Annotated in this window: 10 protein-coding genes and 1 pseudogene; 1 reads left to right on the top strand and 10 read right to left on the bottom strand. The window is 74.9% G+C overall.

Annotated elements, in window-relative coordinates:
• Positions 1-67 precede the first annotated feature (67 nt).
• Genes DKT69_RS11040 through DKT69_RS11015 form a run of 6 tightly spaced genes read right to left on the bottom strand, consistent with a single transcriptional unit; the run spans position 68 to position 13,785 of the window.
• Complete coding sequence (locus tag DKT69_RS11040; protein ID WP_109801468.1) at positions 68-3,757, bottom strand: non-ribosomal peptide synthetase; 3,690 nt, start codon at positions 3,755-3,757, stop codon at positions 68-70.
• Positions 3,754-6,945: a lantibiotic dehydratase gene (locus DKT69_RS11035; RefSeq protein ID WP_109801482.1), complete on the bottom strand. Its 3,192-nt coding sequence runs from the start codon at positions 6,943-6,945 to the stop codon at positions 3,754-3,756. The genes DKT69_RS11040 and DKT69_RS11035 overlap by 4 nt, the downstream gene beginning before the upstream one ends.
• 38 nt (positions 6,946-6,983) lie before the next feature.
• Positions 6,984-8,735 carry a beta-ketoacyl synthase N-terminal-like domain-containing protein gene (locus DKT69_RS11030; protein WP_109801467.1) on the bottom strand — a complete coding sequence of 584 codons (1,752 nt, stop codon included), beginning with the start codon at positions 8,733-8,735 and terminating at the stop codon, positions 6,984-6,986.
• 58 nt (positions 8,736-8,793) lie between these two features.
• Entirely contained in the window at positions 8,794-11,298 is a 2,505-nt protein-coding gene (locus DKT69_RS11025) for a non-ribosomal peptide synthetase (protein WP_109801466.1), read from the bottom strand.
• On the bottom strand, positions 11,298-12,668 hold the full coding sequence (locus tag DKT69_RS11020) for a DUF6002 family protein (protein ID WP_109801465.1): 1,371 nt from the start codon (positions 12,666-12,668) through the stop codon (positions 11,298-11,300). Before DKT69_RS11020 ends, DKT69_RS11025 begins: the two co-directional genes overlap by 1 nt.
• Before the next feature lie 13 nt (positions 12,669-12,681).
• The gene (locus DKT69_RS11015) at positions 12,682-13,785 is read right to left on the bottom strand and encodes a potassium transporter TrkA (RefSeq protein WP_109801464.1); all 1,104 of its coding nucleotides are present in this window, start codon (positions 13,783-13,785) and stop codon (positions 12,682-12,684) included.
• A 322-nt stretch (positions 13,786-14,107) separates the two neighbouring features.
• Between DKT69_RS11015 and DKT69_RS11010 the strand changes: the two are divergent.
• Positions 14,108-14,560: pseudogene (locus tag DKT69_RS11010) on the top strand (aspartate 1-decarboxylase).
• 57 nt (positions 14,561-14,617) lie between these two features.
• On the opposite strand, the gene DKT69_RS11005 reads toward DKT69_RS11010, so the two are convergent.
• The 4 genes from DKT69_RS11005 to DKT69_RS41005 form a co-directional block, all read right to left on the bottom strand.
• Positions 14,618-15,841: a multidrug effflux MFS transporter gene (locus DKT69_RS11005; protein ID WP_109801481.1), complete on the bottom strand. Its 1,224-nt coding sequence runs from the start codon at positions 15,839-15,841 to the stop codon at positions 14,618-14,620.
• A gap of 319 nt (positions 15,842-16,160) precedes the next feature.
• A complete protein-coding gene (locus DKT69_RS11000) occupies positions 16,161-16,955 on the bottom strand; it encodes a S1 family peptidase (RefSeq protein ID WP_109801463.1) in 795 nt (264 codons plus the stop codon).
• Between the two features lie 168 nt (positions 16,956-17,123).
• Complete coding sequence (locus DKT69_RS10995; protein ID WP_201749583.1) at positions 17,124-17,882, bottom strand: peptidylprolyl isomerase; 759 nt, start codon at positions 17,880-17,882, stop codon at positions 17,124-17,126.
• Positions 17,883-18,000: 118 nt separating this feature from the next.
• Complete coding sequence (locus DKT69_RS41005; protein WP_368666233.1) at positions 18,001-18,147, bottom strand: KUP/HAK/KT family potassium transporter; 147 nt, start codon at positions 18,145-18,147, stop codon at positions 18,001-18,003.
• Between the last annotated feature and the right edge of the window lie 4 nt (positions 18,148-18,151).

Genomic DNA, 18,151 nt, shown 5'->3' with positions numbered 1-18,151 from the left:
CCGCTGACGCGGCGGGACGGTTGACGACGGACAAGACTGCGGGGCCCGGCCGGCGGGATGGACCAGGTCACGGCTCTGCCCGCCCGGGGCTGCCGGTGGGCCGCCGCTGCTGCCGGCCACGCGCCCGGGCCCGGCGGTCGGCCGCGCGCTGCAGGGCGAGGTGGATTCCGTCGCTGTTCTCCGCGCCGTCCAGGAACGCGGCCAGCGCGCGGACGTTGGGATAGCGGAACAGGTCCACCAGGGCGATCTCCCGCCCGGTCGCCTCGGCGAGCCGGTGCTGCACCTCGGCCATGGCGATCGAGTGCCCGCCGAGGTCGAAGAAGCTGTCGGCGGCGCCCACCCGGTCGACGCGCAGCGTCTCCCGCCACACCCGGGCCACCAGTTCCTCGGTCGGGCCGGTCGGTGCGACCGGGCCGGCGGCGGCCGCCGGACCGACCGCGGCCCGGCCGGGCGGCGCGGGCGGCGGAGTGGACCGCACCGCCCCCGCCTGGACCCGGGCCAGCACGGCGGGCGCCGGAACGGAGTCCGCCGGCCGCTCGGGCGCGTCGGTGAGCGAGTCGAGCACCGCCAGGTAACCGTCGAGCAGGTCGGCGATCCGGGCGGCGGCGAACAGGTCCGGGTTGTAGACCGCGTCCAGCGCCAGCACACCCTGCCGCTCGACCAGGTAGAGGGTCAGGTCGAACGGCGAACCCGGCAGACCGGCCGGCACCCGCTCGGCGACCAGGTCCGGCAGGTCCAGTGCCGGCTCGGCGAAGTTGAACACGTTGAACAGCACCTGGACCAGCGGTGGCCGGGCCGGGTCCCGTGGCACGGACAGCTCCTGGACGATCCGCTCCAGCGGCGCGTTCGGATGGGCCAGCACGTCGAGCAACTCCTGCCGGCAGGCCAGCACCTGATCGGTGAAGCTGCGCTCGCCGTCGGGGCGCAGCCGCACCGGTGCGATGTCCACGAAGAACCCGACCAGGTCCGCGACGGCGGCCAGCCGGCGATCGGCGACCACGACGCCCACCACGTGGTCCGTGCGGTCGAGCAGTCGGCGCAGCACCTCACCGAAGGCGGCCAGCAGGACGGTGGACGGCGTCGCGCCGAGCCGGGCCGCCAGTGCGCGTACCCGGGCGTCGAGTTCCGGCGGAAACGGGGCGCTGGCGAACTCGCCGCGGTAGGTCTGCGCGGCCGGGCGTACCCGGTCGGCGGGCAACTCCAGCATGGTCGGCGCGCCGGCCAGGTGCGCGGTCCACCAGGCGAGGTCGTCCGGCCCGTGCCGCCGGTCCCGGGCGGCTCGCCAGACCGCGTAGTCGGCGTACGTCGCCGGCAGTGGGTCCAGCGGCGCCGTGCCGTCCCGGGCTGCCCGGTAGGCGGTGGCCAACTGGTCGTACAGCACCGCCTGCGACCAACCGTCGAACACGGCGTGGTGGAAGGTCATCGCCAGCACGTGCTCGTCGGCGGCCAGCCGGTACAGCTCGGCCTGCCACACCGGTCCCGTGGCCAGGTCGAACCGGGTCGCGGCGCCGGCCTGCAACCAGGCCCGCAACTCGGTCTCCCGGTCGGCCGGGTCCATGCCGGACAGGTCGACCACCCTCAACGGCACGTCACCCGGCGGGTCACAGATCACGTGCGGTGCACCGGCGACCCGGGTGATCCGCCAGCGCAGCACCTCGTGCCGGTGGACGACGGCCCGCAGCGCGGCGCGCAACGCGGTCAGGTCCAGCGGGCCGCGCAGCCGCTCCGCCATGGCGGTGTTGTAGGCCGCCGAGTCGGGCGCGAGCTGGTCCAGGAACCACAGCCGGCGCTGGGACGGCGACAAGGTCGGTGGCTGGCCCGGCAGCAGCTCCGGCTCGGTGAGCCGGTCCGCGCCGGCCACCCGGGCGGCCAGACCGCCGAGCGTACGGCCGTCGAAGATGTCCGCCACGGAGACGTCCCGACGGAGTTCGTCGCGCAGCACGGCGACCAGCCGCATCGCCGACAGCGAGGTCCCGCCGGCGGCGAAGAAGTCGTCGGCCGGGTTCGCCGCCAGGACGCCGAGCACCCGCCGCCAGGCGCCGGCGACGGCCCGTTCGTCGGGCGTGCCGGCGGCATCGGCGCCGCCGTCGAGCCCGCCGGCCGGCGTGGCGTCGAGCCCGGCGCCGGCGGCACCGGCCGCCTTCCCGTCGGACGGGCCGGGCGCGGCGAACCCGGCCACGGCCAGCTCGGCGAGCCGCGCCCGGTCGCGCTTGCCGGACGGGGTGAGCGGGAGCTCGTCCAGCCGGAGCAGCCGCCGGGGCACCATCACGTCCGGCACCCGCTGCCGGAGGAACTCGACCAGCTCGGCGTCCGGCGGCGACTGCGCCGGCGTCACGACGGCGACCAGTTCGGTGCCGGCCGGACCGTCGACCGGTACGACCGCGGCCTGCCGGACGAGCGGATGGTCGCCCAGCACCGCCTCCACCTCGCCGAGTTCCACCCGCTGGCCGCGGACCTTGACCTGTCGGTCGACCCGGCCGAGGAAGAGCAGTTGCCGGTCGGGCAGCCAGACGGCGCGGTCGCCGGTGCGGTACAACCGCGCGCCCGGCTCGCCGGAGAACGGGTCGGGAACGAACCGCTCGGCGGTCAGGGCCGGCCGACCGAGATAGCCGCGGGCCAGGCCGACACCGCCGATCAGCACCTCGCCGGGAGTACCGGGTGGCACCGGTTCGCCATCGTCGTCGACCAGGTGGATCCGGTGGTTGGCCAACGGCCGGCCCATCGGTACCGGCCCATCCCAGGGCCCGCTCGCCAGATAGCCGGTGACGCAGACCGTGGCCTCGGTGGGGCCGTAGCCGTTGGAGAACCAGCGGGTCGGGCGATCCGCCGACCCGGTCCAGCGCTCGACCTGTTCGGGGGCGGGCGCCTCGATCCCGGTGAAGACCGTACGCCAGTGCGGCAGCCGGTCGGGATCCAGCAGCGGCAGCAGCGCGGCCGGTAGGCACCCCCAGGTCACCCGGTGCGCCTCGGCGAACCGCTGCAGCCGGACCGGGTCGACCCGGTCCGCGTCCGGCACCAAGGCGATCTCACCGCCGGCGACCAGCGGGATGAACAGGTCCTGCACCGACGCGTCGAAGCCGAGCGGGGCGAAGCCGAAGGCCCGGCAGCTCTCGTCCGCGCCGCTGTACGCCCCGAACGCCGTCACGTGCGCGACGACGCTGCGGTGGCTGACCACGACACCCTTCGGCCGACCGGTCGACCCGGAGGTGTAGAGCACGTACGCGGCGTTGTCCGGCCGGGCCGGGCAGGCCACGGCGGCCGGCCGCGTACCGGCCGGCTCGGCGGGGATGTCCACCAGCCGCAGGTCCAGGTCCGCCAGCGCCTCGCGGCCGGCCTTGTCGACCACCGCGGTCGACAGCCCCGCGTCCCGGGCGATCTCCCGGATCCGCCGTCGCGGGTGGGCGCGGTCCAGCGGCACGTAGCACCCGCCGGCCAGCAGCACGCCGAGCACCGCGACGAGCAGCTCCGGCCGCCGCCCGGCGCAGATGCCGACCCGGGTCTCCGGGCCGACGCCCTGACCGCGCAGGGTGGCCGCCAGGGCCGCGGCCCGGTCGACCAGCTCGGTGTAGCTGAGCACCTCGTGCCACTGCCGTACGGCGACCGCCGGGCCGCGGCGGGCGGCGGCGGCGAGGATGAGGTCGGCCAGGGTGGCTTCCGGGTACTCCAGGTCCGGCCCCACGGCGTACGGCGCCGCGCCGTCCCGACCGCCCGCGTCCGGCCCGCCGCGGGTGGCGGTGAGCGCCTCGGGCCCGGTCATCGGGTTACCTCCATCGTCGCGGGCAGCGCCGGATCGACCACCTGGATGCGCAGTTCCGACTGGTACCGGCGGCCCTGACCGTCGGGGACCCAGGCCTGCTCCGGGCCGGGCAGCGCCTCGCTGACCAAGATGGCCGCCGCACCGCCGGCCTGCTGCCGCGCCGCCCGGACCATCGCGCAGAGGGACGACGCGAACATCGGGCTGGACAGGTCGACGTAGCACGGCTTCGTCTCGGTGGAGAGCTTCACGTAGACCCGTTCCGGCAGTCCCAACGACCGACGCCAGCGCCGTACGGCGAGGTACCGACCGAGGCTTCCGGTGGCGCCGGCCAAGCCGGACTCGTCGATGTTCGTCCGCCAGGTCTCGCGGACGGCGACCAGCCGGTCGATCACGATCCGGGGGGTGTGCGGCCGGGCGGTGGCGAGCTTGAAGCCGTCGGCCGCGTGCATCGACAGCAGCTCGCTGAACACCTCCAGCAGCGGCCACGGCCCGTGCCCGGCCCCGTCGACCACCAGCTCCGCGCCGCTCGCGCGCACCCGCAGGGCGGTGATCGGCACGCATCGCGGATCGGCGCCGGGTGCCGGCACGAAGGCGAGTTGGACGTCCGTCCGGTGCTGCAGGGCGAAGGTCACCCGGGCGGTGTGCCGGGGCATCGACGGCGGGAAGAGCAGCCGTACCCGGCCGGGGCCGAGGTCCGTGGCGAGCCAGTCCGCCAGCCGTTCGGGCGCGTCGTGACCGGAGGCGAACACGGAGTTGTCCAGGGTGGCCCACGCGGTGTGCAGCTCGCCGAGCACGACGGTCGCCGCACCCCGGTCGATCTCCTCGACGCCGGCGGCGCAGATCTGCAGGTCCGGGCTGTGGATCCGGCCCGCCGACCAGCCGGGACGGTCGGCCGGGAAGAGGTCGTCGACCCGGGCGGCCAGGTCGGCGGCGGACAGTTGCACCAGCCGGCTGTCCCCGGCCGGGTCGTCGTCCAGCCCGGTCAACCGGGCGAACCGCGTCGCGAGCTCGGCCGAGACCGCGTCGATCGGCCGCTCCCCGGTGCCGAAGAGCGGCCCCTGGGCCAGGTACCAGAAGTCGGCGAAGTTCACCTCGCGGTCGCCCGCCTCGGCGGCCAATTCCTCGTAGAGTCCCCGGAACGCCACTCCGTACGCCTCGGCGATCGCCACGGTCAACCAGCGGGCCGCCCGCAGCAGCACGTCGAGCGGCGCGGCCACGGTGTCCAGCACCGCCGCCCCCAGTGTCACGTCGAGGTCCCGGACGGTGTCCTCGTAGCAGACGGCCCGGCCGGCGTACGTCTCCCCCGGCCGGTGCGTGGCGGACTGGCCGGTCAGCTCGGTGAAGTCGGCGTGCAGGGCCCGCAGTGCCGGGTGCAGCCGGTCCGGGTCGCCGGCCGCCGCCGCGACCTCGTCCCGCGCCGCGCACAGCCGGGCGAAGTCCGCCTCGACCGCCCGTCGCAGGTCCGCCTCCCCGACCCCCGCGATCACCTCGCGAAGTCGGCCCTCCGCCGCGCCGCTCATCGGCAGGGAGACGCCCCACCAGACCAGACCGCGCTCGACCAGCCGGTCCAGCAACAGGTAGACGTTGTCCACGTTGCGCAGTCCGCGTCGCGCGGTCGGCTCCTCCGCCACCAGGTGCCGAGCGATCTCGGCCACCGGCGTCCGGCCGTCCAACCGGGCGACCACCGCCGCCTCCGCGGGGCTGAGCACGACCGGCGGCGCCGCGGGGCGCGACACCCGCCGCTCGTCGGCGAGCCGGAACGGCGCGTGCAGCCCGGCCGGCAGCCAGCGGCGGACGGCCGGGTCGGCGGCGATCCGGTCGCCGAACGCCGCCAGCGCCCGCCACTCGAAGGCGACCATCCGGCGCCGGACCAGCGCCGGGCCGGCGGTCATGGTGGTCGTCGGGGTCCGCCGGGTGAGCGCCGCCCAGCAGATCGGCCCGAAGAAGCCGATGGTGTCGTTCTTCGCCGTGTACCGCTGCCAGTACCGGCCGATCGCCTGCTCGCGGGCCCGCCGCTTGTCGTGGCTCCGCTCGTCCGGGCCGCCCCGGCGCACCGAGTCCAGGGCGGTGAGCGCGTTCAGGTTCTGCCAGGTCACCGCCTCGCGGAACAGCGGATCGCCGGCCAGGTCGTAGATCGTCTTGCTGGTCTGGGCCACCGCGGCTCCCAGCACCGGTAGCAGCTCGGCCTCGGTCACGGTGCCGTCCAGGTGGGCGTCCGCCACCGCGGCCAACTCCGGCGCGGTCAGCCGCAGCACCCCGTCGGCCGGGAAGCCGGCGGCCCGCAGCACGCCCTCGCGCCACACCCGCCAACCACCGCTGCCGAGCGGGATCAGGTGCTCGGCCGCCGGGTCCGGCCGCAGTGGCCGTTCCTCCACCGGCGTCCGTCGGTCGGTCGGAACCCTGGCCGGGGCCACGGCGGTGGCGGTGCCGGCCCGGGCCGTCGGCGCGGTGCCGGTCGCCGCGAGCAGGTCGGTGCCGACCAGTGCGGCCACCTCGGCGGCCCGCTCGGCGAAGAAGAGGTGTCCACCCTGGATCGTTCGCACGGTGCAGCCGATCGCGGTGTGACCGGCCCAGTCGGCCATCGTCGCCGGGTCGGCGTCCCGGTCGTCGGTGCCGGCCAGGCAGACCAGCGGCACCGGCACCGGCGCCTCCGGTCGGTACGGGTACCGGTTGAGCCAGTCGAAGTCGGACCGCAGCGCCGGAAGGATCAGATCCAGCAGCTCCGGCAGGTCCCGCACCCCCTGCGGCAGGCCACCCAGCTCGGCGATCCGGGCCAGGAACTCGTCGTCCGGCAGGTCGGCGAACCGGGCCAGCGTCTTCGGCAGGTGCGGGGGCCGGCTCCCACCCAGGTAGAGCCGGCTCGGCAGCGGGGTGCCCCGGCGGCGCAGCTCGCGGACCACCTCGAAGGCGAGCAGGCCGCCCATGCTGTGCCCGTACATCGCGTAGGGCCGGTCGGCCCGTTGCCGGACCGCCTCGACCACCTGGTCCAGGTCGAAGGCCGGCGGTTCGGTGATCCGCGCCTCCCGCCCGGGCAGGGCCAGCACGGCGAGCGCCACGCCGGCGGGCAGGGCCGCCGGCCAGTCGCGGAAGCTGCTCGGGCCGGCCCCGGCGGGCGGCAGGCAGAGCAGCAGCGGGCCGGCGTCGGCTGGGCGGCCCAGGCTGACGAACCACTGTGCTGCCCCGGTCATGGGGCCGCCTGCCGGGTCGGTCCGGGCGTCGGCGCGGCTCATGGCCGGGCCCCGGTCAGCCGCGCGGCCTCGGGTGGCTCGATCCAGTGCCGGTCGCGCTGGAACGGGTAGCCGGGCAGCGGCACCCGCCGCCCGGCGGCCGCGGGCACCTCACCGCCGCGCAGCCACTCGCCGGCCCGGTCGCCCAGTTCGGCCGGGGCGTCGGCGGGCACCGACGCGACCACCCGGCCCTCCACGGGCTCGGGGCCGGTGGCCAGCGACCGCAGCGCCGCCACCGCCCCGGACAGGTCCCGGGCCACGACGGCGGCCCGGTGCGGCAGCCGCCGCCGGCCGGTTGCCAGGGTGTACGCCGCGTCGGTCAGCGACGCACCGGACCGGGTGTCGAGGTGCTCCGCGAGCCGCCCGGCGAGCCGGCGCAGCGCCCGCGGGCCGGCCGCGCTCAGCGGCAGCAGTGCCCAGGGTGGCGCCGCGTCCGCCGCCGGGCGGACCGGCGGTTCCTCGACCAGCACGTGTGCGTTGGTGCCGCCCAATCCGAAGGAGCTGACCCCGGCCCGCCGAGGACCCTCCCACTTCTGCTCGGTGGCGGTGACCACGAAGGGGGTGGCCGCCAGGTCGACATCCCGGTGTGGCCGCCTGAAGTGCAGCGTGCCGGGGATGACCCCGTGCCGTACGGCGAGCACCGCCTTGATCAGGCCGACCACCCCGGCGGCGGCGTCCAGGTTGCCGATGCCGGACTTCACCGAGCCCAGGACGCAGTACCCGGACCGGTCGGTGTGCATCCGGAAGGCCCGGGTCAGGGCCTCGATCTCCAGCGCGTCGCCGATCGCGGTGCCGCTGCCGTGCCCTTCGACGAAGCCGACGTCGGTCGGTTGCCAACCGGCTGCGGCGAGCGCCTCCGCCACCACCGCGGCCTGCCCGGTGACGCCCGGGGCGGTGAAACCGGCCCGGGCCGCGCCGTCGTTGTTCACCGCCCAGCCGGCCAGCACCCCGTAGATGTGGTCGTCGGCCTCGACCGCGTCGGCGAGCCGCTTGAGCAGTACCGCCCCGGCGCCGTTGCCGAACACCTGACCGGAGGCGTCCGCGTCGTACGGGCGGCAGACGCCGTCGGCGGCGAGCGTGCCACCGGGACGGTGCCGGTAGCCGACCTGCCGGGTGGACACCACCGCGGCGCCCCCGGCGATCGCCAGGTCGCACCGGTAGTCGAGCAGGCTCTGTGCCGCCTGGCAGACCGATACCAGCGACGACGAGCAGGAGGTCTGCACGGCGACCGCCGGACCGGTGAGGCCCAACGCGTACGCCACCCGGCTCGGCAGGTAGTCGCAGGTGCCGCCGGCCAGCAGCTCGTCCCAGTCCTCCGGCAGGCTGCCGGCCGGGTGCACGGCCGGGTTTCCGAGCAGGTGATGACGCAGGTAGCGGTTGGCGGCGCAGCCGGCGAACACGCCGACCTGGGTCTCCGGGTCCGGCCGGCCGTAACCGCCGTCCTCGAGCGCCCACCAGGCCACCTCGAGGAAGAGCCGGTGCTGCGGATCCAGCAGGGCGGCGTCGGCCGCGGAGTAGCCGAACAGAGCGGCGTCGAAGTCGGTGAGCCCGGCCAGCCGACCGAAGGCGAGTACGAAGCTCGCGTCCTCGGCCGTCTCGGCGGGCAGCCCGGCCGCGATCAATTCGGTGGCGGAGAACCGCCGTACGGCCTCGATCCCACCGGTGAGATTCGCCCAGAACTCGGCCGGTCCCTCGGCGCCGGGCACCCGGCACGCCAGCCCGACGATCGCGATCCGGTCGTCGTCCATCATGCCGCCCTGCCGTTCGTTCGCGGCTGCGGGGCTCGCAAACCCGGCTCACTCCTCGCGCTCACACTGTCTCCCCTGACCGCGCCCGGCGGCGTCGGCGCATCCGACCGGCGGCGCGCAGCAGCGCGTCGTCCTCCGCTCCCGGCCCGTCGACCGGTTCACCGGCGCGCAGATGAGCGGCCAGCCCGGCGACGGTGGGAAACTCGAACAGCCGCACCAGCGGGACCCTCCGGTTCAACGTCGCCTCCAGGCGCTGCTGCACCAGCGCCATCAGCAGCGAGTGGCCACCCAGGTCGACGAAGGCCGTCTCCCGGCCGACCCGGTCGAGGCCGAGCACCTCGCACCAACTCGCGGCGATGATCGTCTCCAGCGGGTCCTGGCCGGCCGCGTCGGCGAACCGCCCCGGTGGCGGCGGCGGAAGGGCGGCGACGTCCAGCTTGCCGGTCACGCCCATCGGCAGGGCGTCCACCGCCACCACGGTGCGCGGCAGCATGAAGTCCGGCAGCCGGATCGCCAGGCCGGCCCGCAGCGCGGTCGGGTCGACCGACGCGTCGGGCGACGGCACGACGTACCCGATGATTTCCCTGTCGCCCGCGCCGGCCCCGCCGGTCCGGGGCCGGGCCACCACGGCGGCGTGCCCGACGCCGGGCAGGGCGGCCAGGGCGGCCTCGACCTCGCCCAGCTCGACCCGGTGCCCGCGGATCTTCACCAGCCGGTCCGCCCGGCCGAGGAAGACCAGCCGTCCGTCCGGCAGCCGCCGGGCCAGGTCCCCCGTCCGGTACGTCCGCACCCCGTCGTGCTCGCCGAACCGGCCGGCGGTCAGCTCGGGCAACCGCCAGTAGCCCAGCGCCACGTGCGCCGAGCGGACGACCACCTCACCGGTCAGGCAGGTGGGCCGGCCCGCCGGGTCGAGCAGCAGGACGTCGATGCCGTCCAGCGGATGCCCGATCGGCACGACCGCGTGCGCCAGCGGCGCGTCGGCCGGCAGGTGGTCCTGCGCGGCGAAGCTGATCTCGGTGGTGCCGTAACCGTTCACGAACACGGCGTCCGGGGCGAAGTGGCGACGGGCCAGCTCGACGTCGTGCCGGGTCACCTCCTCGCCGCCGAGCAGCACGGCGCGGATGGCCGGCAGGGTGGCGTCCGGGCCGAGGCTGGCGCACAGGTAGCGGTAGACGGTCGGCGTCGAGTGGTAGACGGTCACGCCCCGCATGGCCAGGGTGCGGGCGAGGTGACCGAGGCCCTCGCTGCGGATGTCCACCGGCACGGCGGCGGCGCCGGACAGCAACGCGCTGAACGTGTCGGTGACCGCCATGTCGTAGCCGAACGAGGTGAGCACGCTGGTCCGGTCGGCGGGGGTCAGGGCGAAGTTGCGGATGTGGTTGCCGACGCCGAACAGCACGTTGCGGTGGCTCTGCACGACCCCCTTCGGGGCGCCGGTCGACCCGGACGTGTAGAGCAGGTACGCCGGGTCGTCCGGACCGGCCGGGGTGGCCAGCCCGGCGGCCAGCTCGGCCAGGTCGGCCAGGTCGGCCGGTCCGACCGCCGGCGCCACCGGCACGATGCGCAGCTCGGCCCGGCCGGCCAGCTCCCGCAACCGGTCCGCCTGACCGGCGTGTTCGGCGTCGGTGAGCAGCACGTCCGCATCGCTGTCGGCGAGGATGCGAGCCAGCCGGTGGGCCGGGAAGGTCGGGTCGAGCGGGACGTACGCCCGGCCGGCCGCGAGCGCCGCGAGCAGCGCGACCACCGTACCGGCGCCGTGCCGGCAGAGCAGCGCGACCTGGCCCCCCGGTCGCGTCCCGGCCGTGGACCGGATGACCGTGGCGGTGGCCACCACCGCGGACGCCAACTCCCGGTAGGTCAGGCACCCGTCGTCGGCGAGCACCGCCGGGTGGTCCGGCGTCCGACGCAGCTGCGCGGCGAACGCGGCCGGAATGGTGTCCCCGGGCGCCCGTTCAGGTCGGGCGCCGGCGGCCCCGCCGTGCAGTTCGGCCCACCGGGACGCCCGGCGCCGCTCGTACGCCGAGACCGGCAGCAGGTGTGCGGTGGAGACACCGTCGTCGCCGGCGAGCGCGGCGAGCAGGGTGACCAGGTCGGCCAGCAGCGGCCCGTCCAGCTCGGCCGGGCAGTCGCCGAGCCGGATCTCCCACCGCGACACGTCGGTCCGGGTCGCCAGCTCGATCCCGTCGGCGAACGGCTCGACCGGAGCCGACGACGGCTCCGCCGGTCCGGCCGACGGCGCGGCGCAATCTTCGGTGCGGCTCGTCCGCCGGATCGACACGGCCGCGCCGGCCAGCACCTCCCGGACCGGCCGGTCGCCGGTGAGGTCCAGCAGGTACCCGGTGTCCGGGCAGCGGACCGAGACCATGACCCGGCCGGTCCAGCGGCGCACCAGCAGGGCCGCCGCGACCACCGCCGCGACCTCCCGCGGTACGCCGTGGCGGGCGGCCAGGTCGGTCAGCCGCGCGCTCAGCCCGGCGTCGAGCACGACCGACGAAGGGTGCTCAGTCGGCGCCGGCTCGGCGATCGTGACCGGGCCTGACACCAGCGGGGTGGTGGTGGGCCCCATCAGCGGCCACCGAGGACCGCCGCGGCGACCTCGTCTACGGTGGACACCTCCGCGTCCGGCTCGGCGGTGACGTAGTCGGCGCTGGTGTAGCAGCCGGAGCCGTGCAGCACGATCTCGTGACCGGCCGGTACGATCCCCCGGTCGATCGCGCCGAGCACGCCGGTCAGCGCCATCACGATCGACCACTCGCGCAGTTGCGCGGGGTCCTCGGGGAGCGGGCGGCTGCCGGCGGCGAACCAGTCCCGCAGCATCGGGTAGCGCCGCACGCATTCGCGGCGGGACACCACGATGCCGTCGCCACCGAACCGTCGGATCAGGTCGTTCATGGCCGGCGACGTGACCGGCTCGTGGGTGTAGAAGGTCGGGTCGAGGATCTCGTCCGGGTCGTCGGTGACCTCGGGGAAGTGCGGATCCTCCCGCTGGGTCCACCCGCCGCCCGCCTGGTCCCGTTGGTAGCGGGGCAGGTGCGACCGGGAGAAGCTGCCGTGCCGCAGGTTGAGCACCATGTCCGGGGTGCCGAGATGCTGCACGAGCAGGAAGCCGGGGCGGTCCGCCGGCTCGGCCCGACCGGTCGCCTCGAGCACGTCCCGGCCGAGGTTGTAGCCGAGCAGCCCGTAGGCGCTGGAGACGGCATGCGCGTGCCAGCGCGGTCCGGCCGACGAGGTCGGCGACGCGTCGGCCTCGAACGCCGCGCGGGCGGCGTCGGCCACCAGGTAGTTGCGCAGGTCGAGGGAGTACCAGAGGTTCAGGCCATGCTTGTCGTACGCCTCGGCGGCGTACCCGTCGACGAACGCCCGGCCGAGCGCCTTGACGCCTTCGGCGGCGCCGCGGGTGAACCGCAGCAGCGGGCTCAGCCGGCGCAGGGCGGGGTCGCCGGCCAACCGGTCGGACCGGAACTTGTGCCGGGTGGACGCCGGAGCGAGGACGACCACCGACAGCTGGTCGGGCTTGACCAGACCGGCCGCCAACGCCCGTCCCACCGCGTCCCGCAGGGCGATCCCCTTGTTTGCCGAGGTGGGGGTGAAGATGCAGATCGACTCCCCGGTCCGCCGGATGTGCTCGACCGCCCGCGCCACGATCAGCATCGAGGCGAACGTCTTCGTGGTGTGCGTGCCGGGGTTGCCGGTGAGGTCCATGAGCTGGATGGGGTGGCCTTGGTACTCCCCCAACGGACGCCAGGTCGCCGTGGCCGCGGCGAAGAACTCCCGGATGTCGTCGGTCAGTGCCGGCAGGTCGAAGCCGGGCGCGAAGCCGGGCGTTCCGGCCCCACCTCCCGGGGCGGCGCCGCAGCGGGCGGCGGCGGCCGGAATCAAGTCGTAGTAGTCGACGATCAGGTTGCGGGCGTTGACGACGGGCGGCGTGGACAGCATCTGGTCTCCTTGGTCAGGCCAGCCGGGCGGGGGCGGGCGCGGGTGGCGCCAGCCTGAGCCGTCCTCGTAGCGCGGTGAGTTCTTCGGTGACCTGGTCGAGGGCCGAAGGCGTCCACCCGTCCGCGATGTGGGGCAGGTGGTCGGCGATCGCTGCGGCGGCGGCCGGCGGATACTCGATCCGCCCGTCGACCACCTGCACACCGTCCCGTCGCCCGACCCGGAGGTTCCAGTCGACGGCGGCGATGCGGGTGATGCCCGCGGGAAGGTCCAGGGCGATCGTCCCGGCGGAGATCCGGACCGGATACCCACCGGGCAACCCCATCGGCCCGGGCAGGTTGGTGTGGATCTCGGTGCCGCTGACGAGATCGAGCAGCAACCGGGCCGCGGCGTGCCCGGCGACGGCGTTGAGTTCCCGGCGAGGCAGCGCCCGATCGGCGGCCAGCAGCGCGGTCACGCCGGTCACCGGGCTGCCGTTGGACCAGGCCATCACCTCGTCGGCCGGATCCGTCGGGGCGGCGAGGTGCACATGGTGGCCGAGCATCGCGAGCCGGTCGGCGGCCGCCAGGTTCAAACCGGCCCGCAGGCAGGCCGCGAGGGTGGACACGTTGCCGATCCCGCACAGCACCGGCAGGTCCAGGGCGGCCAGCAGCGGGTTCACCACGTCCGGGAAGGCGCCGTTGACGAATCGGGTTCCGGGGCTCACCCGGGCCACCGCCCGGGCCAGCCGCACGGCGAGCGTGGCCTGCAGCGGAAGGGTGACCCCGAACCCGGCCTCCGCGATGAGGCGGGTCCAGGCCGAGGGCGCGGTCACGCGCTCGTACGGGGACTGCCCGGAGGCGCAGCAGACCAGCACGTCGGGCCGGAGCCGGCGCAGCGTCTCGACCTCGTCGGCCAGCGGCTCGGCGGTGAACGAGACCCGGTTGCCGCTGACCGCGGCCCGGGCCCGGCAGATGCGGGCGAGCCCGGCCACCGCCCCACCGTCGCGGGCCAGCAGGGTGATCGTGACCGGTACGTCGGACCGGGCGGCAGGACCGGACGGCGCGAGCGCGGCCAGCGAATGGGCGAGAGCGCGGGCGAGGGCTCCACTGCCGACCACCGCGATGTGCCGAGGGGTCATCGAAGCTCGGACGGCCCGGCCGATGTGCGCAGCCGCACCTCAAACTGGATCATGGCATGGAGCATGACCAGCACGCCTCCCCCCAGACAGGCACGTGCCCGCGGCATTGCGAGCAAAATCGACGCAGCCGCATAGATCGAATCGATGCGACTGCATCCCTGCGACGGATACTGCCACGGAATCCCGCGAGTGGATAGACCGTGTCTGATACCACCCAGAACAGGAAGTTCGACCTGCTCAGCCGCCTCGTCCCGGAATCGGTTGCGTCGGAAACCACTCGCGCCGCACGAAATTCGCGGTGCTGAGCTACTCTGCTGCCCGCATCTCGCAGCGGGCCGAGCGACGGACGAGAGCACGCTCGCCGGGCCCTTCCGGTACACATCGGACAGTGGTGTCGGCGGCGTGGACGAGCATCGCAGTCACCGTCAGCGCGGACCTCATGGAGGCGCCGATCTGCTGCCCGGCGAGAAGGTCGACATCGTCGACATCGACAACGGTGCTCGGCTGTCCACCTACGTCATCGAAGGTCCCCGGCACTCCGGGGGTTATCGGCATCAACGGGGCCGCGGCTCGGCTGATCAGCCCCGGGGACCTCGTCATCCTCATCGCCTACGCGCTCGTCGAGGAGTCGGGCGCGCGCGACTTCAAGCCCAGCGTCGTCTTCTTGGACGCCGAGAACAAGGTGCTCGCCCGGGGGCAGGACGCGGCGGAGGTGCCGGACGGGCACGGCCTGGTCTCCGGCGCGGTGCTGCGGGGCGCCGGATCGCTCGGGTGACCGGGCGTTCCGGCCCATCTCGTACCGGTCGGCACCCTGGCGGCGCGGGTCCGCCCGTCAGTGCGCTGCCACGACCACCGCGTCCGGCTCGAGGTCGGCGAGCCGGGCCGGCCGCACGACCACGAGCAGGACGGCCATCGCCGCCACCATGCCACCCGCGACGACGAGGGCCATCGCCACCGCGCCGGTGCCCAGCACGCCCACCAGGGGCGCGGCCAGCGCGCCGACGCCGAACTGCACGGCGCCGAGCAGAGCGGAGGCCGTACCGGCCGCCTCCCCGTGCCGGGACAGGGCCAGGGCCGGCGCGTTCGGCATCGCGAGACCGGCCGCCGCGAGCACCACCCACAACGACACCAGCAGGCTCGGCAGCCCGCCGAGCCCGGTCGCGGCGAAGGCGAGCAGCGCCAGACCGGCCCCGGTCCCCACGCCCAGGGCGGCGACGAGGATCCGCTGGGGCGAGTGGCGGCGCAGCAGCCGTACGTTGAACTGGGTCGCCGCGATCAGCCCGACCGCGCCCACCCCGAAGGCCAGCCCGAACTGCTGCTCGTCCAGCCCGTACTGCTGCTGCAGGACGAACGACGACCCGGCGACGTAGGCGAACAACGCCGCCATGGCCAGCCCGGCGACCAGAACCAGGCCCACGAACGTACGGTCGCGCAGCAGCGAGCCGTACACGATCACCGTCGCGACCACCCCGCCGCGCTGGCGCCGGTCGGCCGGCAGCGTCTCGGGCAGGCCGAGCGCGGCGACCGCGACGAGCAGCACACCGAAGGCGGCCAGGGCGACGAACACGCCGCGCCAGTCCGTCCAGCGCAGCAGCCCGCCACCGAGGGTCGGAGCGAGGATCGGCGCCGCCCCCATGACCAGCAGCAGCCGGGACAGCAGCTTGGCGAAGGCCGCGCCGCTGAACAGGTCGCGGATCACGGCCATCGCGACCACCGAGGCCGCCGCGACGCCGAGGCCCTGCACCACCCGCAGTCCACCGAGCACCCCGATGTTGGGTGCGACGACGCAGAGCGCCGACGCCACGACGTGCAGCGCGATGCCGGCGATCAGCGGCGCGCGCCGGCCGACGGCGTCCGACAGCGGGCCGATCAGCAACTGGCCGAGGGCGAGGCCCGCCAGCGTGCCGGTGAGGGTCAGTTGGACCGCCGCCGACGTGGTCTGGAAGTCGGCGACGATCGCGGGAAGCGCGGGCAGGTACATGTCGATGGTCAGCGGACCCACCGCGATCAGCGACCCGAGCACGAGGACGAGCCGCAGGCGTTGCCGGGGGCTCATCAGGTCACCCGGCGTCAGCGGGACTGCCGGACTCTCGGGGGCGTCGACGGTGGCGGTCATCGGGTCGTCTCCGACCGGTCGTCGCGCGGCCGGGCCGGGAATTGGGCAGGAGTCACATCTGGGTCCAAATCCAGATCCGGTGATCTGATTCCCGGTTGGCCAGGAGGTAACGGAGGTCACAGCGGTTCGTGCGCCAGCACGGTATCCCCGACGTCGCGCGCCGGGTCGGATGGCGGTGGCGCGAGGGGCGCGTCGTCGGTGCCGGCACGCGAAGGCGGCCCGGCTGGTCGCCGGCCGGGCCGCCCGATCGGTCGTACGGTCAGCCGCCGAGGCTCGCGGCGGCCGAGGCGATCGCCGAGGCGAAGTAGCTCACCTGGGTGTAGACACCCGGGTAGTTGGGCCGGGCGCAGCCGTTGCCCCAGCTGACGATGCCGACCTGGATCCAGGCGTTGCCGGCGTCGCGGCGGAACATCGGCCCGCCCGAGTCACCCTGGCAGGTGTCCACGCCGCCGCTGGCGTAGCCGGCGCAGATCTCCTCGGCGGGGATGATCTCGCCGCCGTAGTTGGCGTTGCAGGTGGAGTCGCTGACGAACGGGACGGTCGCCTTGAGCAGGTACCGCTGCTGCCCGCCGCCCTCGCGTGCGGCGCCCCAGCCGGCGATGGTGAAGGTGCCGTTGTCATAGGCGGTCGTGTTGGCGATCTTCAGCGTGCTCAGCCCGGTGACCGGGGTGGCCAACCGGATCAGCGCCCAGTCCTTGCCGTTGCCGTTGTAGCCGGGGGCCCGGTAGACGTAGTTCGACCGGACGGTGATCCGGCTCGGCGACTGGAGGTCGACCACGCCGAGCGTCGCGGTGATGCTGGTGTTGGTGCCGGTGGCGCCCACGCAGTGCGCCGCGGTGAGCACCAGCCGGGAGCTGTACAGGGCCCCGCCGCAGCCCATCGAGAGCCGCACCATGAAGGGGAACTCGCCCTGGGCGGCGCGGGTGCCGCCGACGACGTACGGCGTCGCCGTACCGCCGCCCGCGGCGGCGGGCGCGGCGAGGGTGAGGCTGCCCGCGGTCACCGCGGCCAGCGCGGCGGCCAACAGGCCGGTGAGGGTACGCCAGCGAACCATGTGTTCCTCCGCATCAGGACCGGTACGCCTGATGCGCACCTGATTCACGATGCGGACATCATATTGAGGCTTATCGATTGGACAGGTCATACCCTCTGGGTCGTATTGCCGCACTATGGACGCCACTACGCCCGGCGGGACGGGGGCCCGCCCCCGCCGGGTGAAGTTTCAGCGGCCTCGGTTGGCCCGGCAGATCTCGACCGGCAGGGCCGGCGCGCCGTCGACCGGCGCCGGGTCCTCCGGCGTGGCGGCGATCCCGCCGGCCGCGATCCGGTCCAGGGTGGCCAGCCCGGCCTCGTCGACCGTGCCGAAGACCGTGTAGTTGGGGCGCAGCGCCGAGTCGGACTGGACCAGGAAGAACTGGCTGCCGTTGGTGTCCGGGCCGGCGTTTGCCATCGCCAGGGTGCCCCGGGCGTAGAGCCGGCGGACTCCGGTCGGGTCGGTCGGCGCCGGCGGCAGGTCGGTCGGGAGTTCGTCCGCGTACCGGTAGCCGGGCCCGCCCTCGCCGGTGCCGGACGGGTCGCCGCACTGCAACACCTTCAGCGTCGGGTACGCGGTGAGCCGGTGGCACGGGGTCCGGTCGTAGAACCGGTGCCGGGCCAGGTGCAGGAAGCTCTGCACGGTGCACGGGGCCTGTTCCCGGTCGAGGGTCAGCCCGATCGGGCCCTGGCTGGTCCGCAGGGTGACCCGGACCGTGCCGCGATCGGGCGTGCGTCGGGGGTCCGGCGGCAGCGGCACCGGCCGGGCCGCCGGCTCGTCCGGCGTCGGCGTGTACCCGCACGGGCCCTTCGTGGGCGCCGGCGCGGCGGCCGGGGCCGCGGTCGCGGTGGCGCCACCGGCGGCGACCAGCGCGGCGGAAACCATCGCCACGGCCGCGAGGCGGGACAGCAGCGGCGGGACGGCGTGCGGTCGGGTTTCGCTCGACACGTGGGTCCTCCCTGGACTCGTGATACCAGAAAGACCGGAGTCTATGGATCACGTGACCCGATGTCGATGCTGGAGCCCGGCGGCCGGCGGCTCGACGGGCAGCCCGGAAGAAGAAGCGTTAGGCGCTCAGACGGGGACTTCGGCGCTGCGGACGATGGTGTGCTGCTCCGGCAACTGAAGGAACTCGGCACGACTGGCGGCGCGTCTTCAGCGCGTACAGCGGGCTCGTGCCGATGTCGCCGTACACCACACCCCACGCGCCCAGCAGC

This window comes from Micromonospora sicca (genome assembly GCF_003172935.1).
Lineage (GTDB): Bacteria > Actinomycetota > Actinomycetes > Mycobacteriales > Micromonosporaceae > Micromonospora > Micromonospora sicca.
The sequence above is the reverse complement of the archived record's forward strand: the minus strand, read 5'-3'. Positions and strand labels throughout refer to the sequence as shown.